Genomic DNA, 17,236 nt, shown 5'->3' on the forward strand with positions numbered 1-17,236 from the left:
GGGCCTTGGGGGGCCCGGCACACCTCAAAAGCCACGCGCCGTCACATGTCCGGCACGGCCGCCAGAAGGCTCATCTGCTGGACCGCGATCACATCGGCGGCGCCGCTGTACACGCGGACCTCGTCGATGGCACCGGCGAAGTACTCGCTCGCTCCGCGCAGCGAACGGCCCACCTGGAGACCGCCGGTGGCGGACCACAGGGTGTTGTCCGTGCCGTAGGCGCCGGCGACGAGCTGGCCCTCGACGTAGAGGCGGATCGAGTTGGCGAAGGCGTCGTACACGACAGCCAGGTGCTGGCCGGAGCCACCGGTGTCCGCCAGTTGCTGATTGTCGGTGAAGGTGACGATCTGGGCCGTGGCCGCGTCCGTCTTGGCGACCGCCAGCTCCCACTGCTGCGTCGCCGCCTGGTACCGCACCTGCACCCGGTTGGCGTTGGCGCCCGGCAGGGACAGCACCGTCTGCGACTTCTCCGGGTCCAGCGAGGTGAGCTGGGCGCGGGCGGTCACGGTGAAGCTGCTGTTGCCGGTGACCGGGGCGGTGGCGGTGGACGCGTAGTCGCCGTCGCCGTCCAGGACGAGGTTGCCGTCGCCGACCAGGGCGGCCGTGTCGAACAGCGGGTCGGCCGGGCGGTAGATGGAGGCGTTGCCCGCGAGGGTCAGCGCCTGGCCGCCGCCGGTCTCGGCGACCGCGCCGTTGGTGGCCTGGTCGAGCTGCCAGTAGGCCTTGCGAACCGGCATGATCGTCATCAGCTCGGCGACCTGGGCCGCCGGCAGGACGCGGTCGAAGACCCGGATCTCGGCGAGGTCACCGGTGAAGTGGTCGCGGTAGCCGCTCTTGGCCGTCGAGCGGCCGATCTGCAGCGGGCCGTACGACTTCCAGGTGGAGCGCCGGGTGGCTGATCCCTTCAGGTCCTTGTTGATGTAGAGCTGGAGCTGCGGGCCGCCGGTCTTCTGCGCGTCGTACACGCCGGTGAGCAGGACCCACTGGTCCTTGACCACGGTGATGCCGGTGGAGACGGCCTTCCACTCGCCGAGCGAGTCCACGTCGTTGACCGGGACGGAGAACTTCCAGGTCTTCGCGGTGGCGTCGTAGCCGAGGGTGAAGCCGGGCTCGCCGGTGCCGTCCTGGCTGACCACCGTCATGTCCTTGTCCAGGGCGGTGGGCCGCACCCAGGCGCTGACGCTGAAGCTCTTGGCGGTGTCCAGCACGGTCTCGCCGGCGTCGAGGTAGGACTCGGCGCCGCCGTCGAAGCGGGCCGCCTTGTCGACCTTGCCGCCGGGGCCGTCCGCGCCGAAGGCGACGGCGGTGCCGGCGGTCGCGGAGAACTCGCCGCTCTCGTCGTGCGCCTCGGTGTCACCGGCCTGGTCGGCCAGGTTCCACTGGGCGACGACCGGCTTGCCCTCGCTCACCAGGAAGTCGTACGGCGTGCTGCTGGCGTGTGCCGCCTTGTCGATGGCGACCACTTCCAGCACCTGGCGTCCGGACCGGGTCGGCATCCACTGGAGGGAGACCGCGCCGCCCGGCGAGGCCGGGGTGAGGGTGGTCATCGCCGCGCCGTTGAAGGAGTACTGGTACTTGACGACGTCGTTGTCCGGGATGGTGTCGTTCGGGTTCGGCGAGAAGGTGAAGGTGCCGTAGGTGCCCACGCCGTCGCGGTAGACGGTGTCGGACGGGTACTGCTTGGACAGCACGAGCGGCTTGCCGGGCCACGTCTTGTCGTAGGTGAACTCGCAGCGCTGCGGGTTGTCGCCCTCGGAGCTCCACGGGCCGTAGCCGTCACCGTCGTAGGCCCGCGCGCTCCAGTAGATGGTGGTGCCCTGCGGGATCGACGACTTGACGGTGTGCACGAACTTGGTGCCGGTCGTCGGGGAGAGCCAGTCCGGGGTGGTGTACGTGTAGGAGCCCGGGGTGTTCCCGCCCCACTCCACCTTGAACTGGACCTTCACCTTGTCGGTCTGGCCGTTGCCGTGGTCGGGGTCGCTCGCGATGGCCTGGAGCTTCGGCGGTACGTCGGTGGTGGGACGGTTCGTGCCCCACTTGCACACCCCGCCCGGGTCCGAGGACATGTCGGACGTCTTGATCTGCCGCGGCAGGTTGTTGTACTTGATCGACAGGTAGGCGTTGCCGCAGATCCGCTTCCACTCCGCGAAGCGGGACTCGTCGGCCGCGCGCAGGCCCAGCGTCATCGCGTTCCAGCCACCCGCGGCGGCCGTCTTGATCTCGCTGGTCAGCTCGCCGGTGGCGCCGCTCTCGAAGTGCAGGTTGGCCTGGCTGGAGCAGGAGGTCGGGGAGATCGCCTTGTCGACGGTCTGGAGGTAGTCGTCCCAGTCGTCGGAGGTGTTGGACCAGCTGCTGGACGAGGTGAGGCCGTAGTTCGCGCCGCCGATCCGGTAGAGCTGGATGGGCTCGGCGGTCGGGGAGGCGCTGTAGATGTGCTCGACGCGGGCGGAGAAGGTGGCGCCGAGGATCTGCTTCCCCTTGTAGTAGGAGAGCGGCATCGTGAACATGACGCGGCGGGTGCCGACGCCGTTGCAGGAGACCGGGTTGTAGTCGGTGGGGCACTTGCCGACGCCCGCGCTGCCCGAGTACTTCCAGTCCTGCTCGCCGGGCATCCCGGACATGACGCCGGTCCAGGCGGTGCGCGAGGTGGTGCGCTGGATCGGGTCGATGACGACGGGGAAGACGGTGTCCTCACCCTTGAGGAGCTTCTGGTCGGGGACGAGGCTCAGCTTGTCCTTGCCGACCTCGACGCCGAGCGGGGCCACCCGGCCGCCGCCGCCGGGGCCTTCGAGGGCGGGCTCGGGGGCGGCCTGCGGTCCGGGGGTGGCGGTGCTCGTGTCGGCCGCGCCCGCGGTCGCCGACTTCAGCGCCTTCGCGACCGCCTTCGGGCCCTGCTTGCGCGCGGCGGTCTCCTCGACCGCCGCCGAGTCCCACATCGCGGGCTTGCCGGCCTGGAAGACGGTGCCGCCGACGGCGGCGTCCTCGGCGAGGATCGCGCCGGTGGCGTCCTCCGCGACCTTGAGGCCGTCGGTGGTCATGCCGAGGTCGAGCCGGGCCAGCCGGGGATCGGCCGCCGCCTCGGGCGTCTTGACGACGATCAGATGACCGAAGCCGTCCGCCTCCGCCCGTACGGTCAGGTCGACGCCGGGCAGGACCTCGGCGTAGGTGGCCGTGTCGCCGTCGACGGCGGGCGCCGGCAGCTTGCCGTACGGCCAGGTCAGGGCGAACTCACGGCCGGCGCGGCGCATCGTGACGAAGGGCTTGCCCGCCTGTCCGGCGGAGAAGGCCAGGTCGACGGTGGCGGCCTTCGGCCCCCAGGTGCCGTCGGCGTGCCTGACGAGCGTCGGGTCGACGGAGACCCACTTGCCGCCCTGGACGGTGCGGACGGGCTCGGTGTACTCGCGGGCCGTGAAGGTGCCGTCGGGCTCGGCGAAGATCTCCCTGCGCTCGGTGCGCAGCCCGACGACCTCGGCCCGCTTGCCGCTGTCCTTCGCGGAGGCCATGGCCTGCTGCTCGGTGACCAGCGGCTGGTCGGCCGAGACGGGGGCGGGGCCCTGGTCGGGTCCGCCGCCGTTGGGGAGCGCGGCGGCGCCGGCCACCACGGCGCCGGTGACGGCTGCCGCGACGGCGGCGCGCAGCGCGAGGCCGCGCCGTATCGGTCTGGGTCTGTCTGCGGACACGCGTCCACTCTCCCGTCGGTTCGTGTCTGTCTGGGAAGTCGAGGGATCACCGGCACCGGTTCGGCGCGCCGGGCCCGCGGTCGGCGGGCCGGCAGCGGAGCGCCGCCATGAAGGGGGTGCCGCCCTCGCCGTGCCCGGGGTCTGCGCGCCGGCCCGTTCACACGGGAAGCCGTGCGCGGCTCGTCAGGGTGGGGTGAGGGCGCGGCGGCCGGACGTTTCCGGGCCGGCCACCGCGTGGGTGCCGTCAGCGGACGGTCGCGCCGAAGGCCACGCCGTCGGCCGGGACTCCGCCCTCACCGGGCTTGATCGTCACCGTCGGTGCGCCGCCGGAGGTCACGTTCCACGGGAAGCCGTGGACTCCGCGGGCCTCGGCGGGGCCGTAGGGCATGCCGACGTAGAGGAGCGAGGGGGTGGCGGCCAGGGAGAGGCCGGCGAGCTGGCGCGGGGCGGGAGTGCCCGGCAGGCCGTAGCCGGGGTCGATCCACTGGTCGGAGGCGCCGGGCGCGCCGACCAGCGGGACGATGTGGACGCCGCCCTTCTCCGCGTGCTCCTCGGACGACTCCTCGCCCGGCACGCCGATGGCGAGGCGGGTGGTGGTGGCCGTGGAGGTGGCGTTCGGGGAGGTGTTGACGGCGGCGACCCGCTTGCCGAAGAAGTCGCCGGCCTCGGACTCCTGCTCCACGTCGGCGGTGTTCTGGTCGATCCAGGCAAGCTGGGTGAACGTGCCGTTGGCGGCGAGCTTGAACACCTGGACGGCGCCCGCGTCGACGGTCGTCGACAGGTCCTCGCCGGGAACGCCGACCACGAGCAGCGACTCGGTGGTGGAGGTGGCGCCGGAGGCCCGGTAGGGGACCATGGCGAGCGCGTCGCCGAACTGGTCGCCGACCTCCTCGGCGCCGCTGATCTCGTCCTGGTCCTGGGCGAGTCCGCCGAGCGGCTTGGGGTAGCCGGAGGTGAGGGTGTGGCTGAAGTAGGCCACCCCGCCGGCGTAGGTCGTGGTGCCGACCGCCTCGCCGGGCGTGCCGACGGCGAAGTGGGTCGGGGTCGCGGCGAGGGTGGAGCCGAAGCGGTCGTCCTGTTCCGCGGCGCCGGCCACGGCACCGGCGGTCTCGGTGTCCTGGTGGGTCAGGGTGGCCGTCTGCGCGGTGCCGCTGATGTAGTAGAAGCCGCCCGCGTCCTCGAGGGTGCCGATCGACTCGCCGGGGTCACCGATCAGCAGGTACGGCGTGCCGGCCGAGGTCTTGCCGGCCGCGAGCGCGTAACCGACCCAGTCCTCGGCCTCCGCGCCGCCGCCCAGCGTCTTCTCGGCGCCCTGGAGCCACTCCTTGACGGCCTTGCCGCCGCCGTTCAGTCCGCTCGTGGAGCCGTAGAGCACCTGCACCAGTCCGGCGTCGGGCACGGTGTCGAGGTCCTCGTACGGAATGCCGACCGCCAGGTCGCTGCAGCCGTCGAGGTCGGCGTCGTAGACGGCCAGCGAGGTGCCGTACCGGTCACCCGCCTCGGGCGCGCCCGGCACCTCGGCGGGTGCCTGGGAGACCGTCAGGGTGCCTTTGCCGCCGCCGTAGACGATGTGCACCGCGCCGGCCTTCGGCACGCCGTCGACGGTCGCCTCCGGGTCGGCGATCGCCGTGTCCCGGACGCCGTCCCCGTTGAAGTCCGAGTCGATCCCGGACGGACAGGCGACCGCGGCGGCGGCCGGTGTGCCGCCCGCTCCGAGCCCCCAGACCAGCAGCGTCCCGGTCACCAGCGCGGCAGCGCTGTGCCGCCACGTTCTCCTCACGGTCAACACAGTCCTGCCCCCGCAGCTAAAGAAGATCTAAAGAAAGACCCATGGATCATCGCTGTGCGTGACGTGGCCATGCAATAGGTGACTGGACCACCAGAACATGACAAGAATCACAGGAATCGCACACCGGCTTCACGCTCCGTGGCATATGCCAGAGCTGTCGTGCACCGCGTCTGCGGGCCACGGACCGATCCCCGTATGCTCGCCCGGACGTCAGACACCGGAAGGCATCGAAGTGAACTACAGGGTCCAGCCCAGCGCTCAGGTCGACGACACCGCCGAGATCGGCGCCGGCAGCAGCGTCTGGGACCTCGCACAGGTCCGCGAGGGCGCCCGTCTCGGCGAGGGCTGCGTGATCGGCCGTGGCGCCTACGTCGGCACCGGCGTGCGCATGGGCGACAACTGCAAGCTCCAGAACTACGCGCTGGTGTACGAGCCGGCCGAGCTGGGCGACGGTGTCTTCATCGGCCCCGCAGTGGTTCTGACGAACGACCACAACCCCCGTTCCGTGGACCCCGAGGGCAAGCAGAAGCGGGGCGGCGACTGGGAGGCCGTCGGCGTGAGGATCGCCGACGGCGCCTCCATCGGCGCGCGTTCGGTGTGCGTCGCCCCGATCCAGATCGGCCGGTGGGCCATGGTGGCGGCCGGCGCCGTCGTCACCAAGGACGTCCCCGACTTCGCCCTGGTCGTCGGCGTCCCCGCCCGGCAGATCGGCTGGGTCGGCCACGAGGGCGTCCGGCTGGTCCCGCGCGAGGACCGGGCCGGGGTGTGGGAGTGCCCGAAGTCCGGCCGCCTCTACCGCGAGACGGCCGAGGGAACGCTCACCGACTCGGAGTGAGCCCAGCAGCACCAGGAGGGTGGGAACCGGCCCGGGACACCCCGGGCCCCTCGGTCCTCCAGCCCGTGACGGCGCCCGGACCACGCGGCGGGACGCCCAGGACACCCAACGAGGACGACACCATGTCTCAGACCGACGTCAAGGTCCCGGCCCCCCAGGACGCGGCCGGCTCCGACGACGCCCCCGAGCCCGCGCCCGCACGGGCCCCGCGGCTCTACGCGCTGGACGCGCTGCGTGTCGTGGCGGCGCTCTCCGTGATGCTCTTCCACTTCACCGGAGTGGACGCGGCGACCAAGGCCAACTGGGGCATCAACCCGAAGGCGTTGTTCCCGTCGATCTTCCCGTACACCTCGTACGGCTCCTACGGCGTCCAGCTGTTCTTCATCATCAGCGGCTTCGTCATCTGCCTGTCCGCCTGGGGCCGCACCCCCGGCCAGTTCGTCCAGGCCCGCTTCCTCCGCCTCTTCCCCGCCTACTGGTTCTCGGTCGTCGTCGCCGTCCTCGTCTGGCGCGGACTGCCCGACGGCGAGCGCAAGGCGCCCAGCTTCAGCGAGTCGCTGACGAACCTCACCATGGTCCAGGCGCCGCTCTCGGCCCGGCACCTGGTCGGCGCCTACTGGACGCTGTGGGTGGAACTCACCTTCTACCTGATCTTCCTGGTGGTGATCTGGAAAGGGCTGGACTACGTCCGGGTCTCCGTCTTCTGCTGGCTGTGGCTGCTCGCGAGCGTCCTGGTGCAGAAGGACGAGATCCCGCTGGTCGGCATCTTCGCCCAGCCCCTGAACACCGCGCTGTTCGTCTCCGGCATCGCGATGTACCTGATGTACCGGTTCGGGCCCGACCTCAAGCTGTGGGGCCTGCTCGCCGCGGGCTGGCTGGTGATGCAGAGCGACCTCATCCAGCACGCGGACCACGTGCGCGACGCCCAGGGCATGGACCGTGAGCCCTACGTCGCCCTCGCCCTGGTCACCGTCTTCTACGTGGTGGTCCTCGCCGTCGCCCTGCACAAGTTCGACCGGCTCGAGTGGAAGTGGCTGACCACGGCCGGCGCTCTGGTGTACCCGCTCTACCTGATCCACGAGGAACTGGGCTGGGCCATGATCCGCAAGCTCTACGGCGGCGGTCACCTGGGCGGGTGGGCCACCCTGGCCGCCACCACCGCCGTGCTGGTCGTCCTGGCGTGGCTCGTCCACCGGTTCGTGGAGAAGCCGTCCCAGCGGTGGCTGCGCAACCGCCTGGCCAAGGAGTCCGGCAGGCACACCCCGCCGGCCCGCGGCTGATCCGCTCCGCGAAACGCCGCACGAGAGAACGGGGGAAGGGCCCGGCACCACCGGTCGGTGGTGCCGGGCCCTTCCCCCGTTCGGTGAGTCCGGCCGAGTGTGTCAGCCGCCGATGACGACCCGCCGGACGCCCTTCCAGGCCTCCGCGTCGGTCGTACGGCGACCGTCGACCAGGACCGTGACGTCCGGCAGGTCGGCCGGGGTCAGGGAACGGTACTCGGCGTGGTCGGCCTGGAGGATCGCGGCCGTGACCTTCTCGCCCACGTGCGGGGTGAGACCGTGCGCCGCCAGCTCCTCGGCCGTGTACATCGGGTCCGAGACGAACGGGACCGCGCCGCGCGCCCTGAGCGCCTCGACGGTCGGGAACACGCCCGAGAACGCGGTCTCCTTGACGCCACCGCGGTAGGCGGCGCCCAGCACCAGCACGTTGACCCCCGTCAGGTCGCCGTAGGCGGCGGCCAGCAGGTCGACGGCGTACTCCGGCATCGCGGCGTTCGCCTCACGCGCGGAACGCACGACGGTCGCGGCCGGGTCGTTCCACAGGTACATCCGCGGGTAGATCGGGATGCAGTGCCCGCCGACGGCGATGCCGGGCTGGTGGATGTGGCTGTACGGCTGCGAGTTGCAGGCCTCGATGACCTTCTTGACGTCGATGCCGTTGCTGTCGGCGAAGCGGGCGAACTGGTTCGCCAGACCGATGTTGACGTCCCGGTAGGTGGTCTCGGCGAGCTTGGCCAGCTCGGAGGCCTCGGCGGTGCCCAGGTCCCACACACCGTTGGCGCGCGGCAGGTCGGCCCGCTCGTCGAAGTCGAGGACCTGCTCGTAGAACTCCACACCGCGGGCGCTCGACGCCTCGTCGATGCCGCCGACCAGCTTCGGGTAGCGGCGCAGGTCGGCGAAGACCCGCCCGGTCAGGACGCGCTCCGGGGAGAACACCAGGTGGAAGTCCTCACCGGCGGTCAGGCCCGAACCCTCGGCCAGCATCGGCGCCCAGCGGGTGCGCGTGGTGCCGACCGGCAGCGTCGTCTCGTACGAGACGAGCGTGCCCGGCTTCAGACCCTGGGCGATCGCCTTCGTCGCGGCGTCCATCCAGCCGAAGTCCGGCACGCCCTCGGCGTCGACGAACAGCGGCACGACCACGACGACGGCCTCCGACTCGGCGACCGCGGACGCGGTGTCCGTCGTCGCGCTCAGCAGCCCGGCGTCGACCGCCTGCTTGAGCTTGACATCGAGGTCGTGCTCACCCGGGAAGGGCTCGACACCGGCGTTGACCAGCTCGACGACCTTCTCGTTGACGTCCGCGCCGATGACCCGGTGGCCCTTGGACGCGAACTGCACGGCCAGCGGAAGGCCGATCTTGCCGAGCGCTACTACACAGATGTTCATGGACGGTGGCTACTTCCTTCTGGAACCGTTCGGCTTCAGGAACCGTTCGACTTCGACTTCTTGGAACCGTTCGACTTCGAGCCGACGGAGCGGGACTTCACCTTCCGCGCCAGACGCCCGAGCGCCTGCCGCACCAAAGTCCTCTTCGGGGGATACAGCTGGGCCGTGTCGATCACCACACGCCCCTTGTCGTTCACGATGGCAGACGCCCGGTACGGATCGTCGTCCCGGCCCCATCGCCGGGCCAGCGGCATGGGCAGCCCCGCACCGCGCACCGGGATCTCGTACGTCCGGCCGGCGAGGTCCAGATAGACCCGGACGCCCCGCTTGGCGGTGACGTACTCCAGCGGCACCCGGGCGTGCAGCACACTGGCCGCGCCGTCCTGGGCCGGCTCCACCCGCATCTCACCGGCCGGGGCCGGCAGCGCGTGATCCACCTTGAGACGGCGGGCGCCCGGCTTGTCCGCCGACTTGGGCATGGCGCCCCTGGCCAGCCGCAGCACCGCACCGGCCCCGTCGACCTGCCCGACCACGGGCACCCGCACGGACGCCGTGTAGACGAGCCCTTCGCCCTGCTGCTCCCAGTCGGAGGCGAGCAACTCGGTGCCCTGGGCCAGGCGGCCCGGGACGGACTCCTCGATCAGCTCGTAGACGCGGTCGGCGAGCCCGACGGCCGGGTCACGGAAGCCGGGGTAGCGGGCGTAGGCGCGCCCGCCCTCGACGACGAACGGCGGCGCCCCGTGTTCCCGCTCGGCGCTGATCGCCTCGGACAGCGCGTCGATCGCCCCCGCGCGGGCCAGCGCGATGCGCACCCGGCGCGTGACGTCCATGGCGTCGCGGATGCCGTCGGTGAAGTAGGTGTCGGCGAGCCGCGCGATGCCCGCGCAGAGCTGCCGCTGCAACTCACGGTCGAGGGCCGGGAAGTCGTCCTGGACGAGCTTGGCCAGCTCCCACGTGAAGTGCCGGCGCAGAACCGCGTCCCGCTCCGGACCCGCCGGAATGAGCCCGGCGGTGAAGTCCATGATCTCCGCCGCGGCCCGCAGCCGTGCCAGATGGTCGGCGCGGTAGGTGATGTTGCTGGCGTCGCCCCGCTTGACCGCGAAGTAGCAGATGTAGTCGGCCACCACCGAGATCTTCCGGGCGCGCACGCACGCCTCTATGGTGAACGGCTGGTCACTGCCCACCGGAAGGTGCTCCGGGAAGCGCAGCTTGTGCTTCTCGACGAGCTCCCGGCGGAACAGCTTGGTGTTGGCCAGGGTGAACGGCAGCGCCGAGTCGTACAGGCTGACGTCCGGGTTGTTCTCCTTGTACAGCGCCTGATGGACGTACCGGCCGTTGGTGCCGACCATCTTGCCGACCACGACGTCCGAGTCGTTCCGGTCGGCGCACGTCACCATGCGCTCCAGGGCCTCCTCGCCGAGGTAGTCGTCGGAGCCTATGAAGTACACGTACCGGCCGGTGGCCACCTCCAGCGCCCTGTTGCTGGGCGCGGCCGGACCACCGGAGTTCGCCTGGTGGAGCACCTTGACGGTGTCCGGGTACTGCGCCGCGAACCGGTCGAGTTCGCGGCCGCTGTCGTCGGTGGAGCCGTCGTCGACGGCGACGATCTCCAGCCGGTCACGCCCGATGCTCTGCCCGACGAGCGAGTTCAGGCACTCCGTCAGGTACGGCATCGTGTTGTAGACGGCGACGACGACAGTGACGTCGGGAACGGCCCCGTTCATGAACCCGCCTTCGAGGATCTCGACACCAACCGGCTGTACAGCCCGTCCAGCACCTCGGCCTGCGCCTCCCACGTCCAGGCGTCGAGCAGGCCGGGCTTGTCGTAGGCGGCCGTGTACTTCTCCGGCTCGGCCAGTACGGCCTTGATGGCGCGGGCCAGATCGTCGACGTCCTCGGCCCGGCAGACCTCGCCCTGTCCCGTGGACCGGGTGACCTCGGACATGGTCTTCACATCGCTGACCACCAGCGGCAGCCGCGCGTGGGAGTACTCGAAGAACTTCGTGATCAGGGCGATCTCGTGGTTCGGCCAGTGGTGGATCGGGATGCAGCCCACGTTCGCGGCGGCCAGGAAGCGGACCACCTGCCAGTGCTTGACGTACGGCACCGCGTGCAGCCGGTCGCCCACCCCCAGCTCCTGCGCACGGCGCAGCAGCCCCTGTATGTAGCCGGCGGCCGGCGCCGGCACGACGAACGCCATGTGGACGCCGTCCAGCTTCGGCAGGGCCTCCACCATGTCACCGAGGCCGCGCTGCGGGCCGGGCGAGCCGCTGTAGACGACCAGCGGGACGTCCGGTCCGATGCCGCACAGGGCGCGCAGGTCCGGCTCCGGCTCGCTGTCCTCGAGCACCGGGTCCCGCTCGACGGGACGATCGGGGGCGTTGAGGACCACGGTCGGCTGTTCCTTCAGCCCGTGGCGTTCCACCAGCAGGTCGGCCAGCCCGTCGGAGACGGTGACCACGGCGTCGGCGAACGGGGCGTACTCGCTCTCGTGCGCGGTGTTGCCGGGAATCCAGTGGGCGTTGTCCTCCCAGGGACGCACCCCGGGCAGGAACTCGTGGGCGTCCCACACCAGCTTGACCGACCGGCCGGCGGCACGGGCCCGCACCGCGGCACGGGCGCCGACCCCCAGCATCCGGAAGTCGTTGGCGTGGATGAGATCGGGCTTGAGGGCGTCGATCTCCTTGCCGTAGGTCAGCTCGTAGTCCCACAGCACGGGCTCCAGGCGACGCCAGGCACGCCTGCCCTTGGCCGCCCTCCACAGGGCCGTGAAGGCGCGGTCCACGGGCCCGCGCAGAGCACGGCCCGCCTTCTGCGCCTGGCTGCTCTGGCGGGCCCGGAACTCGATCCACTTCTGCATGAACCTGGAGACGGGTCCGGCCACCACGAGGCGCAGTTTCTCGACCCGTCGGAACAGCGGACTGCCCACGGCCTGCGGTGCCACCTTCAGGGCGGCCCGGCGGGCGGCGAGGTCCGCGCGCCACGCCTTGGCCCACTGCCGCCGGTAGGCCGCCAGCGGCCCCGGCGGGTAGGCGAGCGGACGGCGCAGCGGCGAGCGGTGCCGCTCGGCATGCCGCTTGGCCAGCGGGGTCTTCAGCGGCAGCAGCCGGACCTCGGCGTCACCGAGCTTCCAGGTACGCCCGTTGCCGGAACGGACGAGGCCGAGGAGCACCACGTCCCAGCCCGCGGCCGCCGCCGACTCCGCGGCCTTCTGCACGCGCGAGTCGCCGTCGACCTTGTTGTCGACCAGCATGACGACCCGGCCCTTGGTCGGGCGGGGCGCGTCGGTGCGCTGCGCTTCCATGAACAGCCTTTCTGAACCGGTCACTTCAGGAAATCGCTCAGGACCTGGGCGGTCCATGTGCCGTCGTGGTAGGTGCGGGCGAACTCCAGGGACCTCGCGCCGATCCGGGCCGTGCCCTCGGGGTCACCGACGAGCCCCTCCAGGACCTCGCGGAGAGTCTCCGGGGTGGCGTTGACGATGGGCAGGGCACCGTCGGTGGCGCGCTTCACGCTGTCGCTGATGTACGCCACGACGGGCTTGCCGGCCGCCATCGCCTCCACGGCGAAGGTGCCGTAGCTGCCGGTGGTGAACTGGTCGAGGACCAGGTCGCAGCTCTGCACCAGTTCGCGCATCTCGGCCCAGGGGATGCCCTCGGCGAGCCGGAACTCGATGACGCCCCTGTCGTGCAGCTCGGTGAGCACCGGCATGATCCGGTCGGTGCCCTTGGTCCACCGCTTCGACGGGGCGTGCAGCACCAGCGGCCGCTCGCGCTCCATGACCGGGCGGTCGGTGGCCCACTTGTCGACGTCCACGACCAGCGGCAGCCACTTGGCCGTCGGCAGGTCCTCCAGGAGGTCGGGCGTGGTGACGTAGAGCGGCAGTCCGGCCTCGGCCGCTATCCGCTTGTTCACCTCGACCTTGGCCTGGAGCCGCTTGGCGATGCCGTCGGGGGCGTCGTGGAACAGGGAGAACGGATGGCGCGCCATGTGGTCGGCGGGGTGCCGGATCTCGCTGCCGTGGGCGAGCAGTGCCACCTTGATCCGGGCCTGCTTCAGGGCGTCGAGGTCACCGGCGATGTTGGTGCCGTTGAGGTGCCCGAACACCGGCATGAAGGCGTCGACCAGCAGGTGGGTGAAGCGGCCGATGACCCGCTCCATCTGCTGCACCTGCACGTCGAGGTCGCGCAGCCGGTCCGCGTCCACGTACACGTCGGCCGGGTAGTCGAAGGACTCCGGCCGCTTGTTCATCACGACCTCGGCGGACACGTCCGGGTTGAGGCGCGTGACGGCCTGCGCGAACGCGGCACCCTGGCCCGCGTAGTTGGCGGGGCCCAGGCCGAGCCGGACCCGGGTGTCGCCGAGCTTGCGCCACAGCGGCCGTCCGTCGGCACCGGTGTTGTCGGCCTTGCGCACCGCCTCGGGGGTCTCCTGCACCGTCCAGGACACCTCGGGCCGGGGGCCCGGCGGGGTCTTCTTCGACAGGTCCCGGTACAGCTGCAACAGCTTGGCGCTCTGCGCCTCCCAGGACAGGTCGGTGAGGACGTCCTCGGTGATCGCGGCGGCCAGCTTGCCGCGGTTCTCCATGGCGCGAGCGGCCGCCTCGGCGAAGGTCTTGGGGTCGTCCCAGGTCCACACCTCGCCCAGGCCGCGCTCCTCCACGTACGCCTTGATGACCTTGACGTCGCTGGTGACCAGCGGCAGCCCGGCCTGGAGGTACTCGGAGACCTTCGTCGGCAGCGACACCTCGCAGTTGGGGACGCGCCGGAAGGGGGTGAGGCCGAGGTCGGCGGAGGAGAGGTAGTCGGCCACCTCGTGCTGCGGCACGTACGGCACCAGGTGGATCCGGTCACGGACGCCCAAGGCCTCGGACCGTGCGAGGAGTTGCTCCAGCAGGGGTGTCATCCGGCCGTGCACCAGGGCGAGATGGAAATCGGGCAGCTGCGGCAGGCCGTCGATGACGGCGTCCACGCCACGCTCCGGGCCGATCCAGCCCGAGTAGACCATCAGCGGCACCTCGGGGCCCAGACCGCAGGCCGCGCGCACCGACGAGGCGGACGTGCCGCCGCCGATCACCTCGCGCACCGGCGCGTTGCCCACCACCAGCGGCGCCTTCGGCAGCCCGTGGTCCTGCTTCAGCAGCTCCGCCATCTGGCTGGAGACGGTGACGACGGCGTCGGCGCGGCCGATGAACTCGGCCTCCACCGCGGGCAGCGCGTAGGCCTGGCGGGGGTGTGGCCACTCCACGCCCTTGATGTACTCGTGCGCGTCGTACAGCCAGGCGCACTTAAGGCCCCGGGCGCGCAGCCGGGCGGCGCTGAGCGCGGCCGTCGCGATCATCGTCACGTCGTTGGCGTGGATGACGTCCGGTTCGAGTTCCTCGATCACCGGGCCGAAGGCGAGGTCCAGATCGACCACCTGCGGCCAGTCGACGCGCCAGTCCCCGGCCAGGTCGTCCTTGGACTTGCGCCGCTGCTCCCACTTGTACGCCTGGACCCGCAGCCGGTGGACCGAGCGGCGCGCCCGCAGCACCGCCTTGATCGACGTACGGCGCGGCGCGCTGGCCCAGTTGCTCTCGGCCGACTTCTGCCGGACCCAGGCGCGGTACTCCGCCGTGTAACGGTTCAGAGCCGCCTGGTCCGGCAGGTGGAACTGGGTGGCCGCGGCCCGCAGGGACCGCTCCCGGCGCACCTTCACACCACGCAGGTAGTCCGCGCTCACCGGCACCCGGATGACGTCGATCGGCCCCATCTTCGACCGCTGGACGCGCTTGGTGTCGCTCCGGCCGATCAGCGTCACGTCCCAGCCGTCTCGGGCCGCGGCGACGGCTGTCTTCTGGACACGGGAGTCGCCCGTGATGCCGTTGGCGACGATCACTGCGATCCTCGGCCTGCGGGCAGGGGATTCCATTACGTACTTCCTCCGGGGGTACAGGAGCGCGGCCCCCCCTGTTGCAGGGGGGGCCGGCGGGTGGCAGTGGCGCGCACCGGAAGCTATCGGGCAGCCACGTGCTCAACCGGTTCGATATTGACGGTACCGCCGTTGGTCGCCGAAGCGAGAACCGCGGCCGCGACCTCCACCGTGCGCATGCCCTGCCGCAGGGTGCAGATGTCGGCGGGCTCGCCGAGGACCGCGTCCCGGAACAGCTCGTGCTCCACCTGGAGCGGCTCGCGCTTCGGGATGGCGTAGCGGATCATGTCGCCCTCGGAGACGCCGCGGAAGGCCTGGAGGGCCTCCCACTCGGTGGTGACCGCCGCGTTGGAGTGGAAGGTCAGGTCGGCGGTGAGGGTGTCGGCGATGAAGCAGCCGCGCTCACCGGTGACCGAGGTGAACCGCTCCTTGAGCGGGCTCAGCCAGTTGACCAGGTGGTTGACCATGGTGCCGTCGGCCAGGCGGCCGACCGCGGAGACCATGTCCTCGTGCTCACGGCCGCTCTTGGAGACGGTGTGCGCGGCGATGGACACGTACTGACTGCCCGTCACCCAGCCGGTGAGGTCGATGTCGTGCGTGGCCAGGTCCTTGACCACGCCGACGTCGGCGATGCGGTGCGGGAACGGCCCCTGGCGGCGGGTGACGACCTGGTAGACGTCACCCAGCTCGCCGGCCTCCAGACGGGCGCGCAGCGAGCGCAGTGCCGGGTTGCACCGCTCGATGTGACCCACGCCGGCCACCAGGCCGCGCGACTCGAAGGCCTCCACGAGGCGGCGGGCGCCCTCGACGGTGTCGGCGACCGGCTTCTCGATCAGCGCGCAGACGCCGGCCGCGGCGAGCGCCAGACCGACTTCCTCGTGCAGATGGGTGGGGCAGGCCACGACCGTGTAGTCCACACCGAGCGCGATCAGTTCCTCGACCGTGTTCAGGACCGGTACGCCCTGCGCGGCACCGAACTTGTCGCCCATCGGGTCCACGACGCCGACGAAGTCGACGCCGTCCAGACCCGCCAGGACACGGGCGTGGTGACGTCCCATCGAGCCGAGGCCGACGAGTCCGGCCCGCAGAGGCTTGGTCACAGCTGCTCTCCCAGCGCGTTCACGGCGGTCACGATGCGCTCCAGGTCCTGCGCCGACAGCGCGGGGTGCACCGGCAGCGACACGACCTCCGCGGCCGCCCGCTCCGTCTCCGGCAGGTCCCAGGAGCGGCCCGCCTTCTGGTCCGGCTCCCAGTACGGCTTGAGCCGGTGGATCGGGGTGGGGTAGTACACCGCGTTGCCGATGCCGGCCTCGGTCAGCTTGGCCATGGCCGCGTCGCGGTCGCCCCGGATCCGCACGGTGTACTGGTGGTACACGTGGCGAGCGCCCTCGGGAACCGTGGGCGTCACCACGTTCGGGGCGGTGATGTGCTCGGTGAGGTAGGTGGCGTTGGCGATGCGCTGCTCGGTCCAGCCGCCGAGCTTGGCGCGCTGCACGCGGCCGATCGCGGCGGACACGTCCGTCATCCGCACGTTCGCGCCGACGATCTCGTTGGCGTACCGCTGCTCCATGCCCTGGTTGCGCAGCAGGCGCAGGGTCCGGGCGACCTCCGCGTCACCCGTGGAGATCATGCCGCCCTCGAGGCTGTGCATGTTCTTCGTCGGGTAGAAGCTGAAAGTGCCGGCGGCGCCGAACGCGCCGACCGGCGTGCCGTGCAGCGCGGCCGAGTGGGCCTGGCAGGCGTCCTCGACGACGGCGACGCCGTGCTGCTGCGCGATCGCCATGATCCGGTCCATCGCGGCCGGGTGGCCGTAGAGGTGGACGGGCATGACGGCGGCGGTGCGCGGGGTGATCGCGGCCTCGAAGGCGGCCGGGTCCAGACAGAAGCTGTCGGCTTCGATGTCGGCGAAGACCACGTCCGCGCCCACCAGGCGCACCGCGTTGGCGGAGGCGGCGAACGAGAACGAGGGGACGACGACCTCGTCACCCGGACCGATCCCCAGGGCCAGCAGCGTCAGGTGCAGCGCCGAGGTGCCGGAGTTGACCGCGACACAGTGGCGCCCGTCGACCAGCTCCGAGAACTCCTCCTCGAAGGCGGCCACCTCGGGCCCCTGGACGACACGGCCGCTGCGCAGCACGCGGACCGCGGCCTCGATCTCGTCCTCGCCGATCACAGGCTTGGCGGCCGGTATGAACTCATGGGCGTCGGTCATCGACATCCCCTCCTCTACGGCGACCTCAAAGGCGCGTCGTGCTTCGTCGGGAAGGGGCCGCGTCGAGATCAGCACGGCCGCATCCCTGGGTGTTCACCGCTGCCTTCGGGCGGGCGAACGGCTTGTACACAGGACCCGCCCCCC

General features: G+C 71.2%; 10 protein-coding genes. 2 read left to right on the forward strand and 8 right to left on the reverse strand.

Going from position 1 to position 17,236, the window contains the following annotated elements; translation table 11 throughout:
- Positions 1 to 41: 41 nt before the first annotated feature.
- Positions 42 to 3,680 (reverse strand): LamG domain-containing protein, encoded by a 3,639-nt coding sequence (locus tag ACFYO5_RS04140; RefSeq protein WP_388703936.1) that lies wholly within the window; start codon positions 3,678 to 3,680, stop codon positions 42 to 44.
- A 244-nt stretch (positions 3,681 to 3,924) separates the two neighbouring features.
- Positions 3,925 to 5,460: an FG-GAP repeat domain-containing protein gene (locus tag ACFYO5_RS04145; protein WP_388703939.1), complete on the reverse strand. Its 1,536-nt coding sequence runs from the start codon at positions 5,458 to 5,460 to the stop codon at positions 3,925 to 3,927.
- A gap of 241 nt (positions 5,461 to 5,701) precedes the next feature.
- Here ACFYO5_RS04145 and ACFYO5_RS04150 point away from each other — a divergent pair, with 241 nt between their 5' ends.
- Together ACFYO5_RS04150 and ACFYO5_RS04155 are read left to right on the forward strand one after the other, a co-directional pair.
- A complete protein-coding gene (locus ACFYO5_RS04150) occupies positions 5,702 to 6,304 on the forward strand; it encodes an acyltransferase (RefSeq protein ID WP_356559741.1) in 603 nt (200 codons plus the stop codon).
- 122 nt (positions 6,305 to 6,426) lie between these two features.
- Positions 6,427 to 7,584: an acyltransferase family protein gene (locus ACFYO5_RS04155; protein WP_388703942.1), complete on the forward strand. Its 1,158-nt coding sequence runs from the start codon at positions 6,427 to 6,429 to the stop codon at positions 7,582 to 7,584.
- A 102-nt stretch (positions 7,585 to 7,686) separates the two neighbouring features.
- On the opposite strand, the gene ACFYO5_RS04160 is transcribed toward ACFYO5_RS04155, so the two are convergent.
- The 6 genes from ACFYO5_RS04160 to ACFYO5_RS04185 form a co-directional block, all read right to left on the reverse strand.
- Positions 7,687 to 8,970 (reverse strand): nucleotide sugar dehydrogenase, encoded by a 1,284-nt coding sequence (locus ACFYO5_RS04160; RefSeq protein ID WP_388703945.1) that lies wholly within the window; start codon positions 8,968 to 8,970, stop codon positions 7,687 to 7,689.
- A gap of 35 nt (positions 8,971 to 9,005) precedes the next feature.
- Entirely contained in the window at positions 9,006 to 10,694 is a 1,689-nt protein-coding gene (locus tag ACFYO5_RS04165; protein WP_388703947.1) for a glycosyltransferase family 2 protein, read from the reverse strand.
- Positions 10,691 to 12,274, reverse strand: a complete 1,584-nt coding sequence (locus ACFYO5_RS04170) for a glycosyltransferase family 4 protein (protein ID WP_388703950.1) — start codon at positions 12,272 to 12,274, stop codon at positions 10,691 to 10,693. Before ACFYO5_RS04170 ends, ACFYO5_RS04165 begins: the two co-directional genes overlap by 4 nt.
- Positions 12,275 to 12,294: 20 nt before the next feature.
- Entirely contained in the window at positions 12,295 to 14,880 is a 2,586-nt protein-coding gene (locus ACFYO5_RS04175) for a glycosyltransferase (RefSeq protein WP_388703953.1), read from the reverse strand.
- Positions 14,881 to 14,963: 83 nt separating this feature from the next.
- On the reverse strand, positions 14,964 to 15,980 hold the full coding sequence (locus ACFYO5_RS04180; RefSeq protein WP_356559747.1) for a Gfo/Idh/MocA family oxidoreductase: 1,017 nt from the start codon (positions 15,978 to 15,980) through the stop codon (positions 14,964 to 14,966).
- A complete protein-coding gene (locus ACFYO5_RS04185; RefSeq protein WP_356559748.1) occupies positions 15,977 to 17,092 on the reverse strand; it encodes a DegT/DnrJ/EryC1/StrS family aminotransferase in 1,116 nt (371 codons plus the stop codon). Before ACFYO5_RS04185 ends, ACFYO5_RS04180 begins: the two co-directional genes overlap by 4 nt.
- Positions 17,093 to 17,236: the final 144 nt, after the last annotated feature.

Source organism: Streptomyces sp. NPDC006259 (assembly GCF_042870975.1).
GTDB lineage: Bacteria > Actinomycetota > Actinomycetes > Streptomycetales > Streptomycetaceae > Streptomyces.